This is a genomic window from Pseudomonas delhiensis (genome assembly GCF_900187975.1).
GTDB lineage: Bacteria > Pseudomonadota > Gammaproteobacteria > Pseudomonadales > Pseudomonadaceae > Pseudomonas > Pseudomonas delhiensis.
The window spans coordinates 73,233-97,502 of sequence record NZ_FZPC01000023.1 but is presented as its reverse complement, the minus strand read 5'-3'; the positions used below and the strand labels follow the sequence as shown (position 1 = coordinate 97,502).

Sequence of the window (24,270 nt, the reverse complement as noted above, 5' to 3'; positions counted from 1 at the left end):
GCCGGCTGGCGCCCCCTGCGATCCTGCGGTTCAGTTGTTTCCCGCTTGCTGTTCGAACGGATAGATCCGCTTCCACTCCTTCGCCATGTCCACTACGGTCCAGCCCTTCTCCGTGGCCTCGTCGAGCGCCTTGTCCAGGCGCCCGACCTTGCTCTGGCGGTCGTAGGCCCATTCGCGCTCGCCGTCGGTGTGGTGCACCAGGCCGGCGAAGCGCAGGCCTTCGCCCGCGGTGGTCCACTGCAGCATCTGCAGGTCGCCGTCGGAGTTGCCGAAGGCGAGGATCGGCCGGCGGCCGATGATGGCGTCGATGCTCTCGGGCTTGCCGGCGCCGTCGTCGTTGTGGGTGAGCTTGGGCAGGCGCTGGATCGACAGCGCGCCCTCGTCGTCCTGGAAGCGGGTGGCGAAGGTGGTGCCGATCACCTGCTCCGGCGGGATGCCGTAGACCTCCTCGGCAAAGGCGCGCATGAAGGCCACTTCGCCGCCGGAAACGATGTAGGTCTTGAAGCCGTGCTCGCGCAGGTAGCCCAGCAGTTCCAGCATCGGCTGGTAGACCATCTCGGTGTAGGGCTTGTGGCTGCGCGGGTGCGTGGCGCTGGCCAGCCAGCGCCGGGCGTTGTCGGTGAAGGCCTCGGTGCTCATGTTGGTGTGGGTGGCCATGACGATCTCCAGCAGGCCGCGCATGCCGGCCGCCTCCAGGGCCTTCTGGTCGTTCTCCAGCACCGCCTTGAACGGCATCTGCTCCTTCCACTCCGGGTGCTGCGGCGCCATGCGCTTCACCTCGGCCAGGGCGAACAGCACCTGGAAGTACAGCGGCTGCTCGCTCCACAGGGTGCCGTCGTTGTCGAACACGGCGATGCGTTCGGCGGGCTTCACGTAGTCCTTGCCGCCCTCGGTGCTCACCGCTTCGACGAACTTCACGATGGCCTGCCTGGAGGGCCCGTCGTTCCACGACGGCAGCACCTCGGCCGCCTGGGCCAGCAGCGGCAGGCAGAGCAGCAGGGTGAGGATCCAGCGCAGGGTGGGCGGCGTGCGGTGTGCGTACATGGGACGTCCTTGCTTCAGGGGTTCAACGGCTTGAGGCTGTGGTGCGCCGGTGCGGGTTCGTCGTGTTCGGCAACAGCCTTCGGCAGCCCGGGCAGCGCCTTCAGAAGCGCCTCCGGGGTGTCTGCACGGTGTTCGCGTCCATAGCGAGTTCTGAAAAACGCTAGCAAATAATCGACAGTCGGCTCGGGCAGGCGGCCAAAGGCGCTACTCATTTCGTGACATCCGGTGCGCCGGCGCAGCCACAGGTACAGCGCGCCCAGCTGCGGCGGCGAGCCTTCGAGCTGCGGGCGCACCTGGCGCCAGGCGTATTCGGCGGAGTCCAGCCAGGCCTGCTGGCGGCGCTGGCGCCAGCTGCGCCATTGGCCGACCAGCGGCGCGCCCCAGTGCTGCCCGGCGAACGCCAGCGCGGCCAGCAGCACCAGGGCCAGGCCGATGAGCAGCCAGTGCCCGGCGATGTGCACCTGGGCCTTCTGCCCCAGGCGGCGCAGGTCCTCGGTGATGGAGAACGGCGCCTGGTAGCCGGCCGCGCCCCTGGCCTCCAGGTCCAGGGCCGGCACCGTGGCGCTCTTCTGCTCGCCCGTGGTGGCATCCCACCAGCGCAGCTCGATGGCCGGCAGGCTGAAGCGGCCGGCCTCGCCCACCACGTAGGTCGCCGCGTCCTCGCGCTCGCCGCCGTCGACGCCGCCGCGCCCGTCGCCCATGGGCTTGACCGTCGGCGTCTGCACGTAGCGGCGCAGCCCGTCCACCTCGGCGAAGGCCGGCGCCGGGATCAGCATCGCCTGGGCCCCTTCGGCCCGCACGTGGAGGCGCCGGGTGACGCTGTCGCCCACCCGCAGCGGCTTGTGTGACTGCTCCAGCACCTGGCTGAAGTCGAGCTGCCGGGCCACCAGCCGCTGCGCCCCGGCCTCGCCGCCGGCGGGCTCGCGGGCGGTGAAATGCAGGGGCTGGCTGTGCACCGTCAGCGGCCCGCTGCCCTGCCCCGGCCGCACCTGGATAGCCAGGGCGGGAATGTCGAAGGCGCGGGCCTGCTGCGGGGTGATCTGGTAACTGTAGCGCAGGCCGAAGAACGGCTTGCCGTCGATCTGCTCGGTGAGGTGCGTGGCCTCGCCGCTGGGCACCGACACCACCGCGCCGTCCAGCGCCAGCTTGGGCAGTTGCGGCGCTGCGCTGAACCAGGTGTCCACCAGCAGGTCCAGCTGCAGGCTGAGCGTCCCGCCCACCAGCACCGAGTCGCCCGGCAGCAGCTGGCTGCGCACCTTCACCAGCGGTTCGTCGGCCAGCGCCGGCACGGGCAGGGCCAGCAGCAGGCACAGCAGCAGGCGCTTCATGGCGTGGCCTCCGTGGCCGGGTTGCGCGCGGCATCCTGCAGCAGGAACTTGCGCTTGAGGAAGCGCGCCGGCGAGGTGGTCAGGTTGCTCAGCCACTGCTCGTCGGAGCTGGCCTGGCCGGTCTGGCTCTGCACCGGCTTGCCCTTGCCGGCGGTGTTGTCGAACACCTCCTTGTCGGCCTTCTCGTCCGGCGGCCCGGCTTCCTGCTGGGCGTCGCGGTCCTTCTGCAGGGCCTGCGCCAGGGCCAGGTTGGCCCTGGCCTCGGGGAAGTCCGCCTGGCGCGCCAGGGCCTTGCGGTAGGCGGCGATGGCCTGCTCGAACTTGCTCAGGCGCACGTAGGTGTTGCCCAGGTAGAAATACGCTTGCGCCGTGTCCAGCCGGGCGAAGCTGGCCAGGGCCTGTGGGTAGTCCGCCGCGCGGTAGGCGGCGATGCCCTTCCAGTACACATCCTGGAAGTGCGCCGCGGCCTGCGGGTAGTGCTCGTGCTCGAAGGCCCAGCGGCCCTGCTGGTCGGCAGTGAAGAAGGCGTCCGCCAGCGGCCCGGCGTGCGCCGGCGGCGCCAGCCAGCCCAGGCCCAGGGCCAGCAGCGCCGCGCCCAGCCAGTGCACCTGCCAGCCCTTGCGAACGGCCAGCAGCGCCAGCGCCAGCAGCGGCCAGCACAGCCAGTAGCCGGCATCCTTCCAGTGCAGTTCGCGGCCATCGTCCTGGGCCGCCTGGAAGTGCTGCTGGGCGTGCAGTTCGATCCAGTCCAGGTCATCGTCGTTCAGCGTCAGGCTGCCCAGGGGCGCGTCGGCGGCGTCGGCCAGGCCCTTCAGGCCCTCGGCGTCGAAGCGCGCCAGCAGCGGCCGGCCCTCGGCGTCTTCCCGGCCGCCCTTGAGCAGGCCGCCGTTCTGGCTGCCCACGGCCAGCACCAGCACCTGCAGCTCGCTGCCCTGCAGGGCCTTGCCGATGGCGTCGAACTGGGTGAGGTCGGCGCCGTCGGTGACCAGCACCAGGGTACCGGGCGCCTGCTCGGCGGCCAGCAGGCGCTTGGCCACCTCGATGGCGCCCAGGGCGTCCTTGCCGCTGCGCTCGATCAGGTTGCTGGACAGCGCCTGCAGGAAGCTGTCCAGCAGGGCCGGATCCTCGGTGGCCGGCAGCACCAGGTGCGCGCTGCCGGCATAGGCCAGCAGCGCGGTATGGCCGCCGGCGCGGCGCTGGATGAGGTCGTGCAGCTTGTGCTTGGCCGCCTCCAGGCGCGAGGGCGGCACGTCGTCGGCGTCCATCGAGGGCGACAGGTCCAGGGCCAGGATCAGCGGCGCGCGGTTGTCGAGGAAGGCCGGGCGGTCCTGCTCCCAGGTCGGCCCGGCGGCGGCGATGCCGCCCAGCACCAGGAAGGCGCCGAGCAGGTGCACCGGGCGCAGGCGCTGGTTGTCCTGCGGGGTGATCACCAGGTGCTGCAGCAGGTGCGGGGCGATGATGCCGTCCAGGCGCCGCGCCAGGTCGTGGCGGCGCGTCCACAGCAGCGGGAAGAGCACGCCGGGCAGCAGTGCCAGCAGCCACAGCGGGCGCAGGAAGTGGAAGGCGGCGAGGTCGATGTTCATCTCAGCCCTCCGCCTGCGCCTGGCGCCGCCCCGGCGCGCTCACGCGCCCGGCCAGTGCCGCCAGGCCGTGGGCCAGCACCAGGGCCAGCAGCGCCGCGCCCAGGGGCAGCCAGAACAGGTCGCGCTTGGGCTGGTGGCTGAAGGTTTTCACCTTGTGCGGGGTGATGCGGTCCAGGGTGGCGTACACCTGCTGCAGGGCACCGCTGTCGCCAGCGCGGAAGAAGCGCCCGCCGGTGGCCTGGGCGATGCCGCGCAGGCCGTCCAGGTCCACCTTGGCCTCGCCGCTGGCCGCGGGGTCGCCGATGCCGATGGTGTGCACCACGATGCCGCGCTCGCGGGCCATGGCCGCCGCATGGTCGGGGGTGATGGCGCTGGCGGTGTCGTTGCCGTCGGTGAGCAGGATCAGCACCTTCTCCTGCTCCTTCGCGTCGGCCAGCAGCTTGATGGTCAGGCCGATGGCGTCGCCCAGGGCGGTGTTCGGCCCGGCCATGCCGATGCCCACCTCGTCCAGCAGCATCAGCAGGCTGGCGTGGTCCAGGGTCGGCGGCGCCTGGGGGAAGGCGCCGGTGCCGAAGACGATCAGGCCGATGCGGTCGTCCTTGCGCCTGGCGATGAAGTCGCGCACTACGCTCTTCACCGCGCTCAGGCGGTCCACCTTCTGCCCGTCGGGGCCTGCGTAGTCGCGGGTCTCCATGGACTGGGAGATGTCCAGCGCCAGCATCAGGTCGCGGATCGGCCGTTCCTTCTCGATGGGCTTCTCCACCAGCACCGGGCGCGCGCAGGCGGCCACCAGCAGGGCCCACACCAGCAGGTTCAGCCACAATTGCCAGCGCCCGCCGGCGGCCCGGCCACTGCCCGGGGCCTGGCCGGTGGCGCGGCTCATGGCGGCGAAGAACGGCACGCGCAGGGCGCTGCGCGACTCGTGGTAGGCGCGCAGGTAGCGGTACGCCAGCCAGGGCAGCGGCAGCAGGAACAGCAGCCAGGGATAATCAAACTGCCACATGGTGAGCCTCTATCCAGTGCCGGCAGGCCGCCAGCAATGCCTGTACCTCGCTGTCGGCCAGGGCCTGCAGGCGCGCAGCCGGGGCGTAGGCGAGCAGCGCCAGGCGCTGCGCCAGATCCGCCGGCAGCGGCGTGGCGCTGCGCCGTTGCAGGAACGCCTGCCACTGCGGCCCGCCCAGGCGCGCCGCGGCCTCGCCGCCGGGCAGCGACAGGGCCACGCGCTTGAGCAGCTGCGGCAGCTCGCGCAGGGCGCCCAGGCGGCGCTGCGGGTCGGCCAGCTCGACGCTCAGTTGCTCCAGCAGGGCCAGGGCCTCGCGCCGGTAGCGGTCGCGCCGCCAGCGCAGGTAGCGCCAGGTGCCCCAAGCCGCCAGCAAGGCGACCAGCACCAGCGCCAGCACCAGCCAGCCCCAGGTCTGCGGCCAGTAGCCGGTGACCGGTGGCGGCAACGCCAGCTCCTGCAGCTGGTCGATGCCCGGTACGGCGGCCAGGCTCATCGCGGCACGCCCGATAGCCGGCCCAGTTCGCCGCGCAGTTGCTCCAGGCTCTCGCGCCCGGTGCTGAACATCATCAGCGGCACCTGGCTGCGGCGCAGCAGCGTGGCCACGTCCTTCAGCCGCCCGGAAAGGAATTCGCCCAGCGGCTGGTGCACCTGGCGCCGGCCCACTTCCAGCTCCACCTGCAGCTCGCCCTGGGTGACGGTGACGCGGCCGCGGTCGGGAATCTTCAGGGCGATGGGGTCGAACACCTGCAGCGCCAGCACGTCGTTGTGCGCGCTCAGCTGGCGCAGCAGCTGCAGGGTCTGCGGGCCGACGCCGGCGAAGTCGCTGATGATCACGATCAGCGCGTCGTGCCCGGCCACCGCCAGGCACTCGCGCAGCACCCGGTCGAGCTGCCCCGGCGACTCGTCGTCGGTGCGTGTCGCCTGCAGCGAATGGTTGTGCCGCACCACCGCCGAGCACAGCGCCTCCACCCGCGCGCGGCTGCGCAGCGGGCGGACGTAGTCGATGCGCTGGTCGCCGAACACCAGCCCGCCCACCCGGTCGCCGGCGTGGAAGGCCATCCAGGCGCCGATGGCCGCCAGCTCCGCCGCGGTCACCGACTTGAAGTTGCGCTGGGAGCCGAAGTACATGCTCATGCGCTGGTCCACCAGCAGCAGCGTCGGGCGGTCGCGCTCCTCGGTGTAGCTGCGCACGAAGGGCTTGCCGTAGCGCAGCGAGGCGCGCCAGTCCAGGTGCCGCAGGTCGTCGCCGGGGCTGTACTGGCGCAGTTCGTCGAAGCTCAGCCCGCGGCCGCGCAGACGCGCCGCGTGGTTGCCGGAAAGCACGCTGGACAGCGGCTGCCGCGACAGGAAGCTGAGCCCGCGCACCTGGTGCTCCAGCAGCATCAGTTGCTCCAGCGAGGCGTAGACGAAGCCGTCGGCGACGGGCGTTGCAGGGGCCATGGCTACCCTCCCCTCAGGCCGGTACCGCGACCTTGTCGAGCAGGCGGTCGACCACCTGGTCGGCGCTCACGCCGTCGGCCACGGCGTCGTAGGACAGCAGCAGGCGGTGGCGCAGCACCGGGTGCAGCACGGCGCGCACGTCGTCGGGCGAGACGTAGTCGCTGCCGGCCAGCCAGGCGTGGGCGCGCGCCACGCGGTCCAGGCTGATGCCGCCGCGCGGGCTGGCGCCGACCTTGATCCAGCGCGCCAGGTCCGCGTCGTAGTCGGCCGGGCGGCGGGTGGCGTTGATCAGGTCGATCAGGTAGCGGTCGATGGCCTCGGCCACGTGCACCTGGCCAACCTCGCGGCGGGCGGCGAAGATCGCCTCCTGGGCCAGCGGCGCCGGCGCCTCGGCGGCTGCGCCGGCCTGCTGGCGCTGCTCCTCGGCGCGCACCAGGCGCAGCACCCGGGTCTCATCCTCCACCCTGGGGTAGTCGATCAAGAGCTTCATCAGGAAGCGGTCCATCTGCGCCTCGGGCAGCGGGTAGGTGCCTTCCTGCTCGATGGGGTTCTGGGTGGCCAGCACCATGAACAGCCCGGGCATGGCGTGGGTCTGCCCGGCCACGGTGATCTGGCGTTCCTCCATGGCCTCCAGCAGCGCCGCCTGGACCTTGGCCGGGGCGCGGTTGATCTCGTCGGCGAGGATGACGTTGCCGAACAGCGGGCCGGGCTGGAACTTCAGCTGGTTGCCGGCCTCGGTCTGCTGCAGGATCTCGCCGCCGGTAATGTCCGAGGGCAGCAGGTCGGGGGTGAACTGGATACGGCTCATGCGCGCGTCGAGGTGCTTCGACAGGGCCTTGACCGTGCGCGTCTTGGCCAGGCCGGGCAGGCTCTCCAGCAACACATGGCCGTTGGCCAGCAACCCCAGCAGGATGTTGCGGATGGTCTGCTCCTGGCCCAGTACCTGCGCGCCGACGCTGGCTTCCAGGCTGGCGATCTGCTCACGTGTGCTCACTGTCTTTTTCCTTGTTCCGGCCGTCGCATCGCATGCGGTTTCCCTGCGGCGGGCGCACCATGCCTGGCGCTTTGCCACTCCACTGCGCTGGCGCAGGGTTGCCCTAACTCTAGCCCGCGCCTCGTTCGGCGCCACGGCAAAAGCCGCACTGTCGTGTAATGAACATCCCCGTCGCGGCCCTGGGCCTGCGAGGTTGCATAACCGCTGTCAGTATCTAGGCTGGTCTGTGTCACAACACTCCCCCAAAGGGGTGGTTCTCGCGTGTGCAAGGCAAGCGAGGCCTGTTCCGGAACCCACCCGATACACGAGCAAAAGGAAGCGCCATGCACCACCACTCGCCGCCTCGCCGCCTGCGACTGAAGACCCTGGCCGTGACCGTGGCCCTGGGCCTGTCCAGCGCCCATGCCTGGGCCGGCGGCATCCTCATCTACGAGGCCGGCCAGGAAGGCAACGGCCTGGCCAACGCCGGCGCCGCCGCCCTGGCCAGCGACCCCAGCGTGCTGATGAGCAACCCCGCCGGCATCACCGAACTCAAGGGCACGCAGGTCAGCGCCAATGGCCAGCTGATCCTCGGCCACCTGCGCTTCTCCCGCGATGGCGCCAACCAGTTCGACGGCAACGAAGGCGGCAACGCCCTGCAGTACCTGCCCGGCGCCAGCCTGTTCATCAGCCACCAGCTCGACGAGCGCTCGGCCATCGGCTTCGGCATGTACGGCAACTTCGGCCTGGCCCTGGACTACGACGACGACTGGGCCGGCCGCTACTTCAACCAGGAGGCGGCAGTCATCGGCGTGTCCTTCCAGCCGACCCTGGCGCACAAGTTCACCGACGACCTGTCCGTGGGCATCGGCCCGCGCATCATGTACGCCTACTACCGCAACGAGACGGCCATCAACAACAACCTGCTGGGCCTGCTCGACCGCCCCGACGGCCAGCTGGAGTACAAGGACACCGACGTCGGCACCGGCATCAACCTCGGCCTGCTCTACCGCGTCAGCCCCAGCACGCAGATCGGCCTGGCCTACACCAGCAAGGTCAAGCTGGAGTTCAAGGACAGCCCCGACGTGCGCAAGGTCAGCAACCCGATCATCAACGCCGCCCTGCGCCGCGCCGACGTGGACTCGCTGGAACTGGACATGAACGTGCCGCAGACAGTGCTGCTGAGCGTGGCCCACGACCTCGACGCGCAGTGGAAGCTGCTGGGCAGCCTGGGCTGGCAGGACTGGAGCGACTTCGGCGAGTTCGGCGTGGAGGTGGACGCCAACGCCGGCGGCGTCAGCCGCACCGTCGACCGCCAGTACAAGGACACCTGGCACGCCTCCCTCGGCGCCCAGTACCAGGCCAGCAAGCAGTGGCGCTGGAGCTTCGGCCTGGGCTACGACAGCTCGGCCGTGGACGACAAGGACCGCACCGTCGACAACCCCATGGGCGAGGCCTGGCGCCTGGCCACCGGGGTCAACTACCAGGTCGACGAGGGGCTGGACCTGCACCTGGCCTACACCCTGGTATGGCTGGGCGACATGGACGTCCAGCAGACCAAGGCGCGCTCGGGCACCACCCTCTCCGGCACCTACAAGGACGCCGCGCTGCACATCATCGGCGGCGGCGCCACCTGGCGCTTCTGACACGCCGCCCCATCCGCGAATCACCCACTGCAACCCTGCCGAACCGTCCAACAAGGAGCAACTCGATGAAGTTGAAGTCGCTAGCGGTATCCGTGTGCCTGGCGTCCCTCGTGCTCTCCGGCTGCGCGAGCAAGTACGTCGCGCCCGAGCAGTACTCCGGCTTCCTCAAGGACTACAGCGTCCTCAAGGAAGACAAGTCGCCCTCCGGCGCGCCGGTGATGCGCTGGATCCAGCCGGGCGTCGACGTCAACCGCTTCACCAGCGTGTACGTCGAGCCGAGCCAGCTCTATCCCCAGCCGCAACCCACCGAGAAGATCCCGCAAAGCACCCTGACCGGCATCACCACCTACTACGACCAGGCCCTGCAGACGCAATTCGCCAAGGTCCTGCCGCTGGCCAGTGGCCCCGGCCCGGGCGTGCTGGTGGTGCGCCCGGCGATCACCGCGGTGAGCGCCTCGACCAAGGGCCTGCAGCCCTACGAGGTGATCCCCATCGCCCTGGTGGCCGCCGGCGTCAGCGTCGCCACCGGCATCCGCGATCAGGACACCAGCATCGCCACCGAAGCGGCCTTCCTCGATGGCGGCAACAGCCAGGTGGTGGCCGAGGTGGTGCGCAAGGGCGCCGGCGCCGAGCTGGAGAACTCCTCCCAGGTCATGAAGCCCAGCGACGCCCGCGCCGTGCTCGATGGCTGGGCGGCGGACATGGTCAAGTCGTTCCAGGCCCTGAAGAAGTAGGCTATACCGCCCGGGGCACCCGCTGCCCCGGGCACTGCGCACCGCCCCCCGCATACGACAGTTCATCGCCCCGGCGTGCAGGCCCCACCTCGGCGGCCATACTGACGGGCAACCCACTGGCTACGAACAAGAACGGACATGGATAGCATTCGCGGCACAGCCTTTCTCAAATTCGGCGAACTGGTCACCGAGCGCGGCGCCTCCGTGCGCGACTTCCTCGCCCCCCATCGCATCGGCCTGGACGTGGTCGGCAGTTTCGACAAGCATTTTCCCTACAAGAGCCTGGTGCAGATCTTCGAGGGCAGCGCCCGGGCCCTCGAGCTGCCGCACTTCGGCCTGGAGCTGGCCACCCGCCAGGGCTTCGCGCTGGCAGGCCCGCTGCAGCACCTGGCCCACTCCGCGCCCACGGTGGGCGACGCCCTGGTGGCGGTGATCCGCTACATGAGCATATACAGCCCGTCCATCCTCTATCGCCTGGAACGCCGCCCCGGCCAGGCGCTGCTGTACTTCGACAATGCCCTGCCCAGCAACATCCAGACGCCGCAGATCGTGGAGAAATCGGTGCTGCACGGCAAACTGCTGGTCAGCGAAGTGAGCGGCGCCTCCTGGACTCCCAAGGCCGTGATGTTCCGCCACCAGGCCGTGGGCGAAATGGAGACCTATCGCGAGTACTTCGGCTGCCCGGTGCTGTTCGGCCAGGACCACAACGCCCTGGTCATGCCCGCGGAGGTGCTGCAGCGCGCCTGCCTCCACCACGACGCTATCCTGCACTCCATCGTGCGCTTCTACCTGGAGACCTACAGCGACGCCAACGACGACCTGCGCGAGAAAGTGGCGCGCAAGATCCGCATCCTGCTGCCGAACCACCGCTGCAGCCTGGAGCAGGTCGCCCACGCCCTCGGCCTGCACCCCAGGACGCTGCAGCGGCGCCTCGCCGCCGACGGCATCGACTTCGAGGAACACCTGGACCGCATCCGCCGCCGCCAGGCCCAGCAGATGCTGCGCCGGACCAACCTGGGCGTGGCGCAGATCGCCAGCGAGCTGGGCTACCGGCGCACCACCTCGTTCTGCCGCGCGCATCAGCGCTGGTTCGACATGACGCCCCTGGAGCACCGGCGCCTGCACGGCGACCCCGGCATCATCATGCCGGAGACTACCGACTAGCGGCGCGTCTCGACCCCGGGGCCGCCCTCGCCGGCCGGCGGCGCGGCCGGCGCGGCGTACCATTTGTCCCTGGGCACCCACTTCTCCTGCGCGGGGTCGGCCAGGTAATGCGGCGACATGATCTGCACGCCGTATTCGTTGAACACGTCCTGGATGTTCGCGTGCAGCAGGCTCAGCAGCTCGGCGCGCGGCCGCGGCTCGCTGGGCACCGCCTGGGCCACCAGGCGGTACTCGGGGTAGAAGTCCGACAGGCCGGTCTGGAACACCTGCGGCCGGGGCTTCTCGAGGATGCCATCGGTGCGCCGGGCGGCCTCGACCAGCATCGCCTCCACCTGGCGCCAGGGCGTGTCGTAGCCGATGGTCACCACGGTATCGACGATGTAGCCGGCGCCCTGCACGGTGCGCGAATAGTTGCGCGTCACCGAGCCGGTGATCATCGAGTTGGGCAGCGTCAGCACCTCGCCCAGGCCGGTGCGGATGGTGGTGTTGAACATGCCCACCTCGGTGACCGTGCCCTCGTTGTCGCCCACCCGCACGTACTCGCCCACCCTGAGCGTGCGCGAGTAGGTGAGGATGAGCCCGGCGGCGGCCTGGCCGACCATGCTCGACGCGCCCAGGGAAATCATCAGGCCCAGCAGCACCGAAAGCCCCTTGAAGGCGTCGGTGCCCGAGCCCGGCAGGTACGGGTAGGCCATCACCAGGGCGAACAGCCAGATGGCCAGGGACGTCAGGCGCGTGGTCGGCTGCAGCGTCTCCACGGTCAGCCAGCGGATGTTCCCGGGGCGCGCCAGGCGCTCCAGCAGGCGCCGGCTGAAGCCGCTCACGCCGCGGGCGATGAAGAAGATCGCCACGGCCACGGCGATGCCCGGGATGGCGCCGACGATGCCGTCCAGCAGGTAGTCGGCCAGCTCCAGCAGGTAGACGTTGAGGCCCTCGCCCCAGGGCCGCGTGTAGGGGAACTGCGAGAGCACGAAGCTCAGCCACTTGTAGCCGCACAGCAGCACTACCGCCCAGTACAGCAGCGCCAGCAGGCGGTCCACCAGGTAGAACACGTACTGCATGTCCAGCAGCGGCGTGTGCCCGACCTTGATCTGGTAGGTGCGCTCGCGCATCAGCTGCGGCAGCCGGCCGCGCAGCTTGCGCCGCAGGTAGCCGGCGGCCTTGAGCACCAGGGCGTAGACCAGCGTGGCCAGCGCCGAGTACCCCAGCGCCACGAGCAGGAAGCGCAGGCTGCGTGCCTGGCCGGTTTCCTCCACCACCACGCGCAGCTTGGCGGCGGCCTGCCGGGCCGCCTCCTGCACCGAGCCGCCGGGCGGCTCCAGGTCCAGCGGCGAGACGATGAACGCCCGCCGGCCCCCCAGCAGCACCAGTTGGCTGTGCAGGATGGAATCGACGCCGACCGTCAGTTCCTCGGTGCCCTGCAGCGCCTCCTCGATCACCGCCCGGGCACGCTGCGCGCGGGCCGCCGGCGTCTCGCCCAACAGCGTGGCGCGGAAGGTGATGATGCTGCGGTTGGCCACCTTCAGCTCCGCCGGCGTGCCCGGCACCCCTTCCGTGGCATCGGCCGGCACCTCCGCCAGCACCCACCCCGGCAACGCGACGAACAGCAACAGCAGCATGCTGAACCAGCGCCTCATGTACTCCACTCCTTGGCCCTCGCTGCGGGCATCGATGGCTACACCTGCGGGCACGCACGGGTGCCCTGGCTCAAGCGTAGCCACTGGCGCGACATTCGTCGGCGCGCCGGCGGCATCTGCCGGAAACATCGACTGCGCCACAGTTCCAGGCCGCTGCGGCAGCCGCCGCCGGCTATACCTAGGTTGTCGCCCTCCCGGCCTCCGGGCGGGCGGCTCTCGCGTTCCGATGCAATGGCCTTTTTGGCCCGCCGACGTTGCGGGCGAGCGCTCCCCGCCGGGCCCCGCCAGGCTCCTGGGCCCGGCCCTGGCGGGGGCCTGTCGTTCAAAGAGAAGGCCGGTTCCCCCCCTTGCGCTGGCGAGCCCCGCGCGTGCGGCTAGCCTTCAGGCATCGCCCCCGCAATGGAGCTTTTCCGCATGGCCGCCCGCAAGTTCCTCGAGATCAGCAGTGCCCGCGACTACCTGGACGTCCTGATACGCGCCGGGCTGATCGCCGGGCTGGTGATCTTCTGCTACGAAATCTTCCGCCCCTTCCTCGGCGTGATGCTCTGGGCGGTGATCCTCGCCGTCACCCTGCACCCGCTGAACGCCCGCATCGCCGGCGCCCTGCGCCTGTCCCCGGGCAAGGCCGCCACCCTGCTGGTGCTGCTCGCCCTGCTGTGCCTCATCGTGCCCCTGGCCTTCCTCGGCGAATCCATCGCCAGCTCCGTGCAACTGGCGCTGCACTCGGCCCAGGAGTGGAAGCTGGAAATCCCCCCGCCCACCGAGGCCGTGCAGGGCTGGCCGGTGATCGGCGAGCCGCTGTACCGCATCTGGATGCACGCCTCCCAGGACCTGAGCTGGGCCCTGCAGCAGGTGGCCCCGCACCTGAAGGACCTGAGCAAGACCCTGCTGGTGAAACTGGCCGGCGTGGGCACCGGCGTGCTGGTGTTCGTCTTCGCCCTGATCATCGCCGGGCTGTTCCTGGCCAACGGCGAGCGCAGCGCGCACCGCGCCACCGTCATCGCCCAGCGCATCTTCAGCCCCGAGCGCGGCGCCGAGCTGGCCAGCCTGTGCGCCGCCACCATCCGCGCGGTGGCCCAGGGCGTGGTGGGCATCGCCTTCATCCAGATGCTGCTGGTGGGCGTGGGCCTGGTGCTGATGGGCGTGCCCGGCGCCGGCCTGCTGGCCCTGCTGGTGCTGTTGCTGGGCATCATGCAACTGCCGGTGCTGCTGATCACCCTGCCGGTGGTGCTCTACGTGTTCAGTCAGGACGGCGTGGGCGCCACCACCATCCTCTTCGCCATCTGGACCATAGCCGCGGGCCTGTCGGACAACGTGCTCAAGCCGCTGATGCTCGGCCGCGGCGTCTCCGTGCCCATGCCGGTGGTGCTGATCGGCGCCCTGGGCGGGATGATCAGCAACGGCATCATCGGCCTGTTCATCGGCCCGGTGGTGCTGGCGGTGGGCTACGAGCTGTTCAACTCCTGGGTGGACCAGGCGCAGAACGGCGGCGAACAGCCGGCGGCGGAAAACCCCGCGGGCGAACCGGGCGCCGCCCGCCCCTGAATGGCGAAGGGCGGTACATACACCGCCCTCGCTCCGTTTCAACCGAAAAGTCCCACGCGCATTCGCCCTTGTGGTCTTACAAGGCGAGCCCCTAGATTCGGTCCGTCACGGTGATCCCGTGGCCGGGCGTCGCAACCCGGATTTGTTAGAGCGTAAGAAGCGCCGACGCATCCCGCACAGGCGCTTTTTACTGCCTGCTGCATTCGCAGTCATGGCGGATCGTGCGGGTCAGGCCCCAGCCTGGCCGGTAACTGTCGCTCTAACAGCCGGTTTGCGACCCCGCACGGTCCGCCGCCCCTTTGGGCGGTGGCCCTTCCCACTCCCATGAGGCAAAGGACATGCGCTACCTCTCCACACCGTGCATCCGTTGCCGACCCGCCCCCTGGAGGTAGCCCGTGCCCGAAGCGAAGCTGGAACCCCTGCAGCACCAGTCGTACGAAGACGTCCTCTTCGTCAACCCCAACGCCCCCGCCAACCACCTGTTCGAAGCCGCCGAATCGCGCCTGAGCCGCCTGGAAGACATGCTGCGGGTACTGGAGAACCACGAAGGCTCCGACGTCCTGGTGATGGAAACCGCCCGCATCGCCTCCGCCCTGGCGCCCCTGGCCGGCGAAGCCAAGCAGCTGTACGCCCTGGCCCACCAGGCGCGGTGATGAAGCCGCCACCGTTGCAACACCGACAATGCCCTCCAGACGACGAGGGCATTTTTCTGCCCGCCCCCATCCAGCCGTAGGGCGCATAACGCCTAAGGCGTTATCCGCGAGGCACGCCGATACCTCCTGCTATCGCGGACAGAGTCCGCGATTGACCCCGGCTACGCTGGACACCCCGGCGGCACGAATGGCGGCGGATAACCGCGAACGGTTATTCGCCCTACATTGCCCCACCCACGCCATCCCCTGTAGGAGCGCGCCCTGCGCGCGATTCGCGGGCAGGGCCCGCTCCTACAGTCACCTTGAGGCATGGCGTTCCCGTAGGGCGCATAACGCCTACGGCGTTATCCGCCGTTTTCGCCGGGCCCCGGTGCCCCGGCCATCGGCGCATAACCGCGAACGGTCATGCGCCCTACCCCGGCCCACGATTTCGTGCTGGGCTCAATGCACCAGGCCCAGGGCCTTCGCCCGGACGATGGCCTGGGTGCGCCGCGACACGCCCAGCTTGTTGTTGATGCGCTGGGCGTGGCTTTTCACCGTGTGCAGGGAAATGTGCAGGCGCTCGGCGATCTCCTGGTTGGCCAGGCCCTCGGCGATCATGCCCAGCACCGAGCGCTCGCGCCGGCTCAGTTGGCTGACGTCCAGCGCTTCGCCTTCGCCATCGCCGGCCCTTCCGGCCCAGCGCGCGATCTCGGGGCGGAACGAGTGCCAGTAGGCCTGGGTGCCGGGCCCGCCGAAGCGCCTGGCCTGGGCCAGCGCATCGAACAGGGCCGCCTGGGCCTTGCGTTGCCGGCCGCCGGCCAGGTGCGCCTCGGCCAGGGCGAAGCCCAGCTCGGCAGCCAGCTCCAGCTGCCTCGCCCGTAGTGCCTCCTGCTGCCAGGGCTGCAGCACCTCGGCCAGGTCCTGCCCGGCGGCCACGGCGGCCCGGGCCTGGAGCAACTCGAACTGCCGGCGCGCATCCACGCCGGGGAATTCCAGGTGCCAACCCGGCCGCTCCAGGCACAGCGCCAGGTAGGCCGCGGCCAGTTCGGCACAGCGCCCATGCTGGCCTTCGCGCAGCCACAGGCGGGCGCGCAGCAGGTCCAGCTGCGGGCGGTACAGCGGTTCCGCGACACGCAGCAGCTGCATGCAGCGCAGGGCCTCGGTGAGCCTGGCATAGGCGCTGGCCAGGTCGCCCTGGGCGGCATCGATCTCGGCCAGGCCGACGTGGGCCCAGGCCACCGCGGGGTCGGCGGCGGCCCCGCAGAATGCCAGGCCTTGCGCATACAGCTCCCGTGCCTCGGCCAGGCGCCCCTGGTGCCAGAGGTTGCGGGCGAGCTGCAGCTGCGTGCGGCCCCGCACCCGACCGCCGAGGGCCGCCAGTTCGCTGTTCGCGCGCCTCAGCACCCCTTCGGCGCGGGCGAACTCGCCGCGCCACTCCAGGCGCCGGGCATGCTGGAGCACCAGCATGGCCTCCAGGGTTCGGCAATCGCGGTCGCGAACCACCTTGGCCACGGCGTCTTCGAGCTGCCTCCCGGCGTCGTCGCGGCCTTCGGTCTGGGCCTGTTCGAGCAGCGCCAGTTGCGTCAGCACCCGCGCCGCCCAGGCCTGCCCGGGCAAGCCCTGCAGGGCCTGCTCCAGCGTCGCCGCGGCAGCCACTGCATCGCCCGCACGCAACTGCAATTGGCCGACCAGCGCCTGCCAGTACCCGAGCCATTCGGCCTGGCGCTGCCGGCACGGGCTCGGCAAGAAGGCGGCGAGTTGCCCGGCGCAGGCACCGGCCTCGTCCAGCCGGCCGGCCAGCAGCAACGACCAGGCCCGCAGCAGGACCACCTGCGGCGTACTGCGCAGCAGCGTTTCCGGCAGTCGCTCGCTCCAGCGCAGCACCATCGCCGGCCCTTCGCCGTGCAGCAGGGCCTCGATGCCGATGCGCCCCATCAGGCTGGCCGCCATGTCCGGTTGCTCGGCCAGCAATGCGTAGTGCACCGCCTGCGCGTCCTCGCCCAGTTCGACGAAGTACTGGCACACCTGGCGATACAGGCAAAGCCGGGTCGAGGGCGGCAGGCTGGCCGCCAGCGTGCCCGCCACGGCGGGGTGGACCCGCAGGCGCTCCTCGCCCGCCCCCACGGGCTCGATGAAGGCCCCGGCGTCGAGCAGCGCGGACAGCAGCTGGGCGCCCTCGCCCGCCTCGAACAGGTGGCCGAGCAGGTGTTTGTCGAAATCCGCCAGGCAGGCCAGCTGGCACAGCGCCTGGCGCTGGCGCGCCGGCAGGCCGTCGAGCAGTTCGCAGTGCAGGTAGTTCAGCAACAGGCGCTCGCGGCCGATCGGCGGCTCGCCCAGGCGGGCGGCCAGCAGGTCCAGGGCGGCGCCGGCGCACCAGCCACGGGTGCGCTGCAGCAGCGTGTCGGCCTCCAGCGACGGGGCCGGCTGCCGTTCCAGCAGCGCCTGCAGCTCGGCCCCGGTCAGGGCCAGTTGCCGCGCATCCACTTCATGCAGGTCGCCGGCCAGCAGCAGGCGTGTCAGGGGCCAGGCCGGGCGGCGCCGGCTGGCGATCCACCAGCCGACCTGCGGCGAGGCGAGCTGCAGCAGCCGGCCCACCAGCCTTTCCACCTCTTCGCCGGCACCGCACAGGTGGTCGAGCATGATCCACAACGGCCGCTCCTGCTGCGCCAGGCGCGCCTCCAGCGCCTGCTCCGTAGCCTCCTGCAGCCCCAGCATGGAAGCCAGGCGCTGCACCACTTCGCTGACGCCGATGCGCCGGCCGCGCAGGTCCAGCCAGCACAACCCGGTGTTCGCCGGGGCCGCCTGGGCGCAGGCGCGCAGCAGCAGGCTCTTGCCACTGCCGGCGCAGGCGCAGAGCAGGCGAAGGCGCGGGTTGCCCCGGAGCAGCGGCTCGCTCAGGCGCGGGCGCGGCAGGTGGTCCAGCGGCAGGTCGGGCAGGTTGTGCGGCATGGTGCGGGGAGACTCCGGGCGCGGCTGGGCGTTTTTCAGCCAATGCTAGGAAGCGTGCCGGGCAAGGTTCATCCCCCGGACGGGGGAAAAAAGGGCGGCCCGGGGGGCCGCCAAACCACGGAGTTGCTCTGTCGACGGCCGGAGAGGCCGCCCGCCGGGAGCGGCGTGAGGAAAAAGGGGCGGCCCACAAACCGCCCGAACCGGATGGTGCCGGTGTGGGCGGCGGACCGGGGCCCGCCGCCCTTGCCTTCAGAAGTTCACCCCCAGGCTCAGGGCGACGAAGTCACGGTCGCTGGAGGTGTTGTAGTCGCCCCCGAAGAAGTTGGTGTACGACAGGCTGGCCGTGTAGGTGTTCAGGTAGTCGGCGTCAAGGCCCAGGCTGATCGCCTTGCGGCCTTCCTCGAAGTTGCCGCCCGGGCCCGGCGAGAAGCCATCGACGTCGTGGGACCAGGCCAGGTTGGGCTTGAGGTTCACCCCGGCGAACACGTCGTTGTAGTCCCAGATGGCGCGCATCCGGTAGCCCCAGGAGTCGGTGGTGGTGAAGCCGTCGCTGTCGCAGTAGCGGCTGACGTTCTTGCCGTTGGCGCCGACGGTGTTGGCGTTGATGGCCCGGCAGGTGTTGTTGGGCAGCTCGCCGGGGCCGAAGACCGGGTCGCGGCCGTAGCGTACGTCGTGGCTGCTTTCCAGGCCGCCGACGTGGGTCCAGCCCACCTCGCCCACCAGGGTCAGGCGCTCGGCGCCCATGACCTGGTCGAGGAAGTGGGTGAAGGTGGTCTGCAGCTGGGTGATCTCCTTGCGCTCGTAGCCGGCCAGGGAGCTGCCGGGGATGGACGCCGGGTCGCCGCCGGCCAGGGAGAAGTTGGAGAAGGCGGCGAACGCCGGGTTGATCCCGGCCAGGCCGCGCACGCCGCCGTAGAGCAGGTCGGTGGTGTTGATCTGCACCGGGGCGTTGGGCCGGTAGCTGATCTCGCCCTGCCAGGCGGTGCCGGTGGGCAGCGTGGTGGAGAAGCTCAGGCCATAGAGGTGGATGTCCTCGGGGTATTCCATGAAGTAGCTGCTGCCGCCGGCGACGTTGGCGATGGCCACGCCCTGGCGCGCGGCGGCCGGCACCTGCGGCACCGCGCCGGCGAGCACCTGCGCCGAGCGAACGTAGGTGGCGCGGTCGGCGGCGTTGACGCTGAGGATCGGCAGGCGCGAGTGGTAGTTCATGTAGTAGGCGCCGAATTCGGTGTCCAGCGCATCGGACATCCAGTGCAGGGCCATGCCGTACTGGCCGCCGTCGCGGGCGTCCTTGTCGCCGCTGCGCGGCACTATCACGCCCTCGCGGGTGGTCTGGTAGCCGAAGGCCGGGCCGAACGGCGCCAGGGCCGGGGACAGCACCGCCAGGTTGTTGCTGCAGCCGTCGGCAATCACGTCGAACTGGGAGAAGAAGGTGCCGCAGTTGTCCACCACCGTCTGGTCCCATTCCAGCTGGTAGAAGGCGTCCGCCGACAGGGAATCGGTGATGTTCTGCGAGACATAGAACATGTTCACCGGGATCAGGCCTTCCTTGATCTCGGCGCCGGGCCGGCGGAAGGCGGACACGTCGATGGGGTTGACGGCGTTGATGCCGCCCTGGATGAAGGTGCTCTCGCCCCAGCTCACCACCTGCTTGCCCAGGCGCACGCTGCCCGGCAGGTCGGCGATGCTGTAGTTGTGGTAGACGAAGGCGTCGAGCAGCTCGGCGCCGGAGGACTTGGCGCCTTCCTTGCGGCCGCTGTCGTCGATGTCCTTGAACAGGCGGCTTTCGTCCTTCAGCTCGAAGTCGTACCAGTACTTGCCGCGGACGAAGACGCCGGTGTCGCCGTACTTCAGCTCCAGGTCGTGGATGCCCTTGAAGATCTTCGAGAAGGTCTCGCCGCGCTTGAAGTTCAGGTGCGCGTCGTCGGAGGTCTGCGACAGGCCGCGGCCGCCGTTGTTGCCGCCGATGAAGTCCTTGTCGGGCTTGCTCGTCGACCAGCTGGCGCCCACCGACAGGCTGGAGTCGAACTGCCCCTCGATCTCGCCGATGTTGAAGGTGACGGCCTGGGCGTGCCCGCCGATGCCGACCGCGACCGCCGCGGCCAGCGCCTGCAGCGGGAACCCGGCGCGCTTTCTTGTTGTACTCATGCGGCTCTCCCCATTCTGGGTGTTTTTGTTGGCCGCAGAAGCTAATCAGCCGAGCCGGTGCGTCGAAAGCAACCTAGTAGTGATTCGAAATTCATACCTTTCGCGCAAAGCCGCGCTCCACCGGGGCCCACCCGGGCTAGCCCCCCATTTGGGGGACATTCTCCGGCACGGCGGATTGCTAGCTTGGCGCCAGGGCCGAACCTGCCCCCGGCGCGACCGCGCCGCATCCAGCACATCGAGGAAAGTAATATGTCGCCAATAAGATCCTGGCTGCGCGCCGGGGCTTTCTCTCTCACTGCACTCTCCGCTGCCGCCCTCGCTGCCGTGCCGGCCGACGAGGCCGCGCAACTGGGCGGCAAGCTCACCCCCATGGGCGCGGAAAAGGCCGGCAATGCCGACGGCAGCATTCCCGCCTGGACCGGCGGCCTGGCCAGGGACGCCGCGCCGGTGGACGCCAAGGGCTTCCTCAGCGACCCCTTCGCCAGCGAGAAGCCGCTGTTCACCATCACCAAGGACAACTACACCCAGTACCAGGACAAGCTCACCCCCGGCCAGGTGGAGATGTTCAAGCGCTATGGCGGCACCTACGTGATGCCGGTCTACCCGAGCCACCGCAGCGCCGCCCTGCCCGACGCGGTGTATGCCGCCGCCAAGCGCAACGCCACCCACACCAGCCTGGTGACCGGCGGCAACGGCCTGGCCGACTTCGACACCGCCGTGCCCTTCCCCATTCCGAAGAACGGCCTGGAGGTGATCTGGAACCACATCACCCGCTACCGCGGCGGCAGCTTCAGCCGGCAGATCGTCCAGGCCACCCCGCAGGCCGACGGCACGCCGAGCCTGGTGACCTTCGAGGACCACTTCACCTTCCGCACCAACCTCAAGGACTACAGCGCGGACGAGAACAAGAACCTGCTGTTCTGCTTCACCCAGCAGGTGGTGCAGCCGGCGCGCCTGTCGGGCAACGTGCTGCTGGTGCGCGAGCCCATCGACCAGGTGGCCGAGCCGCGCCAGGCGTGGATGTACAACGCCGGCCAGCGCCGCGTGCGCCGCGCCCCGCAGGTGGCCTATGACGGCCCCGGCCAGGCCACCGACGGCCTGCGCACCTCGGACAACTACGACCTGTACAACGGCGCGCCGGACCGCTACGACTGGAAGCTGATCGGCAAGAAGGAGATCTACATCCCCTACAACAGCTACCGCCTGGCCTCCACCAAGCTGAAGTACTCGGACATCCTCCAGGCCGGCCACATCAACCAGAACCTGGCGCGCTACGAGCTGCACCGCGTCTGGGAAGTGGAAGCGACGCTCAAGCCCGGCCAGCGCCACATCTACGCCAAGCGCCACTTCTTCATCGACGAGGACAGCTGGCAGGCCGCCGAGATCGACCACTACGACGGCCGCGGCCTGCTGTGGCGCGTCGCCGAGGCCCACGCCATGCAGTTCTACGATCACCAGGTGCCGCTGTACGCCATGGAGACCCTCTACGACCTGCAATCCGGCCGCTACCTGGCCCTGGGCCTGACCAACGAGGAGAAGCGCTTCTACAACTTCGGCTACCAGGCTTCCAACGCCGACTACCTGCCCGCCGCGCTGCGCAACATGGGCGTGCGCTGACGGCGGAATCCCCCCTCGGACGAAAGGCCACCTGCGGGTGGCCTTTTGCATTGGCGGCGCGGCCGATCGGGACCTGCCGCTGTAACCCGCCGAAAGACTTGGATACCATTTACCCACCATACTGTATCCCTCCGCGGGGCATGCGCCGCGCCACGAACCCACGACGACGATGCTCTCTCCGCTGCTTTCCACCAAACTCCTGCCGCCCCGCCGGGCCCGCGGCACCCTGCCCCGGCCCCGCCTGGAACAGCTGGTCGAGCGCATTGCCGAGGCCACCCTGACGGTGCTCAAGGCCCCGCCGGGCTTCGGCAAGAGCACCCTGGCCGGCAGCTGGGCCGAGGCGGCGCTGGCCCGTGGCGGCAAGGTGGCCTGGCTGAACCTGGACGAGGCCGACGACAGCGCCGACCGCCTGCTGCTCTACCTCGCCGCGGCCATCCAGCGGGGCTTCGACGGCAGCGCCGACGACAACCTGTTCAAGGAGCTTTCGCTGCTGCCGGTGGAGCAGCTGGCGACGCTGCTGGCCAACGACCTGGAGCGCCGCAGCGAGCAGTGCTTCCTGTTCATCGACGACTACCACTGCGTGCCGCCGGCGGTGCTCGCCGCGGCCTTCGACAGCCTGGTGCGCTTCGCCCCGGACAACCTGCACCTGGTGTTCTGCGGGCGCGTCGACCTGCCGGCGGCGCTGGTCGCCCACACCTACGACGACGCCTGCCTGGAGGTGGACGTCGGCCAGTTGCGCTTCGACCTGGACGAAACCCGCGACCTGCTGCTGCGCACCGGCACGCCGAACGTGGACGCCACAGAGCTGCTGGAGCTGCACGCCGCCACCGAGGGCTGGATCGCCGCGCTGCGCGCCAGCCTGCTCACCCTGCGCCAGCGCCCCGCCGGTGGCGCGCGCCTGAGCAACAGCATCAGCGGCCTGCTGGACGAACTGCTGGCGCGCCTGCCCGCCGGACTGGCCGGCTGCCTGCCACGCCTGGCGGCCGTGGACAAGTTCGACGCGGTGCTGGCCGAGGCCCTGACCGGCGCCGCCGATGGCCGCGCGCTGATCGAGGACATCGACCGCCGCCAGCTGTTCCTCACCACCCTGGACGCCCAGGCGCAGTGGTTCAGCTTCCACCCGCTGTTCCGCGAGCACCTGCGCCGCCGCCTGCCGGCCGACGCGCTGGCGGCCACCCTGGACAAGGCCGCGCGCTGGTTCGCCGGGCAGCAACTGTGGATGGACGCGGTGCGCACCGCGCTGGCCTGCGGCGACAACGACAGCGCCCGCGCCTGGATCGCGCATTGCGCCATGGACATGGTCGAGCGCGGCGAATTCGTCACCCTGGTCGACTGGCAGCGCCAGTTGCACGACCGCCTGCTGGAAAGCCCGGCGCAACTGAAGCTGGCCATGGGCTGGGCCAGCGGCCTGGCCATGGGCAGCGGCCGCGCCCGGCAGTTGCTCGCGGAGGTGCGCCAGGCGCTGCCCGGCATCGCCGACGAAGCGCAGCGGGAACACCTGGCCTGGGAATGCCGCGCGCTGGAAGCGACGCTGCTGGCCCTGGAAGACCGGGCCGAAGACGCCGGCCAACTGGCGAGCGCCTGCTACCCGCACCTGCGCGAGCGCCCGTGGATCAGCAACACCCTGCTCAACCTGCTGTGCTTCAGCCACCTGCGCACCTGCCGCTGGCAGGCGTTCTACGCCCTGCCGGCCTCGGTGCGCACGCCGCTGGACCCCAACCGCTACCAGTTCAACCAGGTCTACCGCCTCAGCCTGCAGGGCCTGGGCGAAGCCCTGCAGGGGCGTTTCGGCCAGGCCGTGGCGCTGTTCGAGGAAGCCATGCGCGTCACCGCCGAACGGGGCATCACCAGCCGCTCGGTGCTGCGCGCGCTGCCGGCCAGCTTCCTCGGCTGCGTGCGCTACCTGCAGGGCGGCCTGGCCGAGGCCGAGCGGCTGATCATGGAAAGCGTCGAGACCATCATGATCTGCGGCTTCCTCGACTGCGCCGGGGTGCTGTTCATCACCGCCAGCCGCCTCAGCAGCAGCCACGCCAGCCCCCAGGGCGCGCGCTATTTCCTGGAGGAAGGCGACCGCCTGGCCCAGGCCCGCAACTGGCCGCGGTTGCGGGCGCAACTGCTGCTGGAACGGACCCGCGTCAGCCTGCTGGAACAGAAACCCCACGAGGCGACCGCCTGCCTGGGCCAGCTCGACGCCCTGCGCCTCGCCCATGGCGGCGAAAGCGCCGAGCTTTCCGAATACGCCTGCCTCGCCAGCCTGGCGGAGCTATGGTGCGAGGCCGCCGGCATGGGGCGCCAGGCCGACCTGGAGGGCGCCGAGCGGCTCTGCCGCCTGGCCCACCGGCACCACCTGCGCCTGATGCAGCTGCGCCTGGCCGGCAGCCTGGCCATGGTCCACTGGCGGCGCAGGGCCGGCGAGCAGGCCCTGGCCAGCCTGCTGGAAGTCGCCGAACTGCTGGAGCACTGCGACGCGCCGCAACTGCTGCGGGACCTGCCGGCCCAGGACATGCTGCAGCCGCTCATCGCCCACGCCCTGGCCCAACCCGGCCTCGCCCCGGCGCTGAAGGCCCGCCTGCAGCACCTGCAGCCCAGCACGGCGGACAGCGCCACGCAGCACACCGCGCGGCTGATGATCAGCCTGACCAGCAAGGAGCGGAACGTCCTGGACCTGGTGGCCCAGGGCAAGTCGAACAAGGAGATGGCCAAGCTGCTGGGCGTGACCCCGGAAACCATCAAGAGCCACATGAAGCACATCTTCAGCAAGCTGCAGGTGGACAGCCGGGCGCAGGCGGCGGTGGCGGCCAAGGCCTGCGGGTTGATCTGAGCG

17 protein-coding genes are annotated in these 24,270 nt (G+C 70.3%); 7 read left to right on the top strand and 10 right to left on the bottom strand.

The annotated features are described in order from the left end of the window. Positions 1-30 precede the first annotated feature (30 nt). Genes CHC02_RS20810 through CHC02_RS20780 form a run of 7 tightly spaced genes read right to left on the bottom strand, consistent with a single transcriptional unit; the run spans position 31 to position 7,392 of the window. On the bottom strand, positions 31-1,044 hold the full coding sequence (locus tag CHC02_RS20810; RefSeq protein WP_089393331.1) for an HAD family hydrolase: 1,014 nt from the start codon (positions 1,042-1,044) through the stop codon (positions 31-33). Between the two features lie 14 nt (positions 1,045-1,058). Continuing rightward, positions 1,059-2,372 (bottom strand): BatD family protein, encoded by a 1,314-nt coding sequence (locus CHC02_RS20805; RefSeq protein WP_089393330.1) that lies wholly within the window; start codon positions 2,370-2,372, stop codon positions 1,059-1,061. Continuing rightward, a complete protein-coding gene (locus CHC02_RS20800; protein ID WP_089393329.1) occupies positions 2,369-3,955 on the bottom strand; it encodes a VWA domain-containing protein in 1,587 nt (528 codons plus the stop codon). Before CHC02_RS20800 ends, CHC02_RS20805 begins: the two co-directional genes overlap by 4 nt. 1 nt (position 3,956) lies before the next feature. Continuing rightward, positions 3,957-4,958 (bottom strand): vWA domain-containing protein, encoded by a 1,002-nt coding sequence (locus CHC02_RS20795; RefSeq protein WP_089393328.1) that lies wholly within the window; start codon positions 4,956-4,958, stop codon positions 3,957-3,959. After that, a complete protein-coding gene (locus tag CHC02_RS20790) occupies positions 4,945-5,451 on the bottom strand; it encodes a DUF4381 domain-containing protein (protein WP_089393327.1) in 507 nt (168 codons plus the stop codon). Before CHC02_RS20790 ends, CHC02_RS20795 begins: the two co-directional genes overlap by 14 nt. Continuing rightward, a complete protein-coding gene (locus CHC02_RS20785; RefSeq protein ID WP_089393326.1) occupies positions 5,448-6,398 on the bottom strand; it encodes a DUF58 domain-containing protein in 951 nt (316 codons plus the stop codon). The genes CHC02_RS20790 and CHC02_RS20785 overlap by 4 nt, the downstream gene beginning before the upstream one ends. A 13-nt stretch (positions 6,399-6,411) precedes the next feature. Further along, entirely contained in the window at positions 6,412-7,392 is a 981-nt protein-coding gene (locus CHC02_RS20780) for an AAA family ATPase (protein WP_089393325.1), read from the bottom strand. A 323-nt stretch (positions 7,393-7,715) separates the two neighbouring features. Here CHC02_RS20780 and CHC02_RS20775 point away from each other — a divergent pair, with 323 nt between their 5' ends. The 3 genes from CHC02_RS20775 (at position 7,716) to CHC02_RS20765 (ending at position 10,915) form a co-directional block, all read left to right on the top strand. Next, a complete protein-coding gene (locus CHC02_RS20775; protein WP_089393324.1) occupies positions 7,716-9,017 on the top strand; it encodes an OmpP1/FadL family transporter in 1,302 nt (433 codons plus the stop codon). Positions 9,018-9,082: 65 nt separating this feature from the next. Further along, the gene (locus tag CHC02_RS20770) at positions 9,083-9,751 is read left to right on the top strand and encodes a DUF3313 domain-containing protein (protein ID WP_089393323.1); all 669 of its coding nucleotides are present in this window, start codon (positions 9,083-9,085) and stop codon (positions 9,749-9,751) included. A 138-nt stretch (positions 9,752-9,889) separates the two neighbouring features. Continuing rightward, positions 9,890-10,915, top strand: coding sequence for an AraC family transcriptional regulator (locus CHC02_RS20765; RefSeq protein WP_089393322.1), 1,026 nt, complete (start codon positions 9,890-9,892; stop codon positions 10,913-10,915). On the opposite strand, the gene CHC02_RS20760 is transcribed toward CHC02_RS20765, so the two are convergent. Then, positions 10,912-12,534, bottom strand: a complete 1,623-nt coding sequence (locus CHC02_RS20760) for a mechanosensitive ion channel family protein (RefSeq protein ID WP_425262401.1) — start codon at positions 12,532-12,534, stop codon at positions 10,912-10,914. The genes CHC02_RS20765 and CHC02_RS20760 overlap by 4 nt on opposite strands. Before the next feature lie 432 nt (positions 12,535-12,966). On the opposite strand from CHC02_RS20760, the gene CHC02_RS20755 reads away from it, so the two are divergent. Next, positions 12,967-14,097, top strand: a complete 1,131-nt coding sequence (locus tag CHC02_RS20755; protein ID WP_244160940.1) for an AI-2E family transporter — start codon at positions 12,967-12,969, stop codon at positions 14,095-14,097. Between the two features lie 395 nt (positions 14,098-14,492). Continuing rightward, a complete protein-coding gene (locus CHC02_RS20750; protein ID WP_089393320.1) occupies positions 14,493-14,750 on the top strand; it encodes a hypothetical protein in 258 nt (85 codons plus the stop codon). A gap of 441 nt (positions 14,751-15,191) precedes the next feature. Here CHC02_RS20750 and CHC02_RS20745 read toward each other — a convergent pair whose 3' ends face one another. Both CHC02_RS20745 and CHC02_RS20740 read right to left on the bottom strand, forming a co-directional pair. Next, complete coding sequence (locus tag CHC02_RS20745) at positions 15,192-17,681, bottom strand: helix-turn-helix transcriptional regulator (protein ID WP_089393319.1); 2,490 nt, start codon at positions 17,679-17,681, stop codon at positions 15,192-15,194. 249 nt (positions 17,682-17,930) lie between these two features. Then, positions 17,931-19,829 (bottom strand): DUF1302 domain-containing protein, encoded by a 1,899-nt coding sequence (locus tag CHC02_RS20740; RefSeq protein ID WP_089393318.1) that lies wholly within the window; start codon positions 19,827-19,829, stop codon positions 17,931-17,933. Positions 19,830-20,078: 249 nt separating this feature from the next. Here CHC02_RS20740 and CHC02_RS20735 point away from each other — a divergent pair, with 249 nt between their 5' ends. Beyond that, positions 20,079-21,446 carry a DUF1329 domain-containing protein gene (locus tag CHC02_RS20735; protein WP_089393317.1) on the top strand — a complete coding sequence of 456 codons (1,368 nt, stop codon included), beginning with the start codon at positions 20,079-20,081 and terminating at the stop codon, positions 21,444-21,446. Positions 21,447-21,615: 169 nt separating this feature from the next. After that, on the top strand, positions 21,616-24,267 hold the full coding sequence (locus CHC02_RS20730; protein WP_089393316.1) for a winged helix-turn-helix domain-containing protein: 2,652 nt from the start codon (positions 21,616-21,618) through the stop codon (positions 24,265-24,267). The last annotated feature ends 3 nt before the right edge of the window (positions 24,268-24,270 follow it).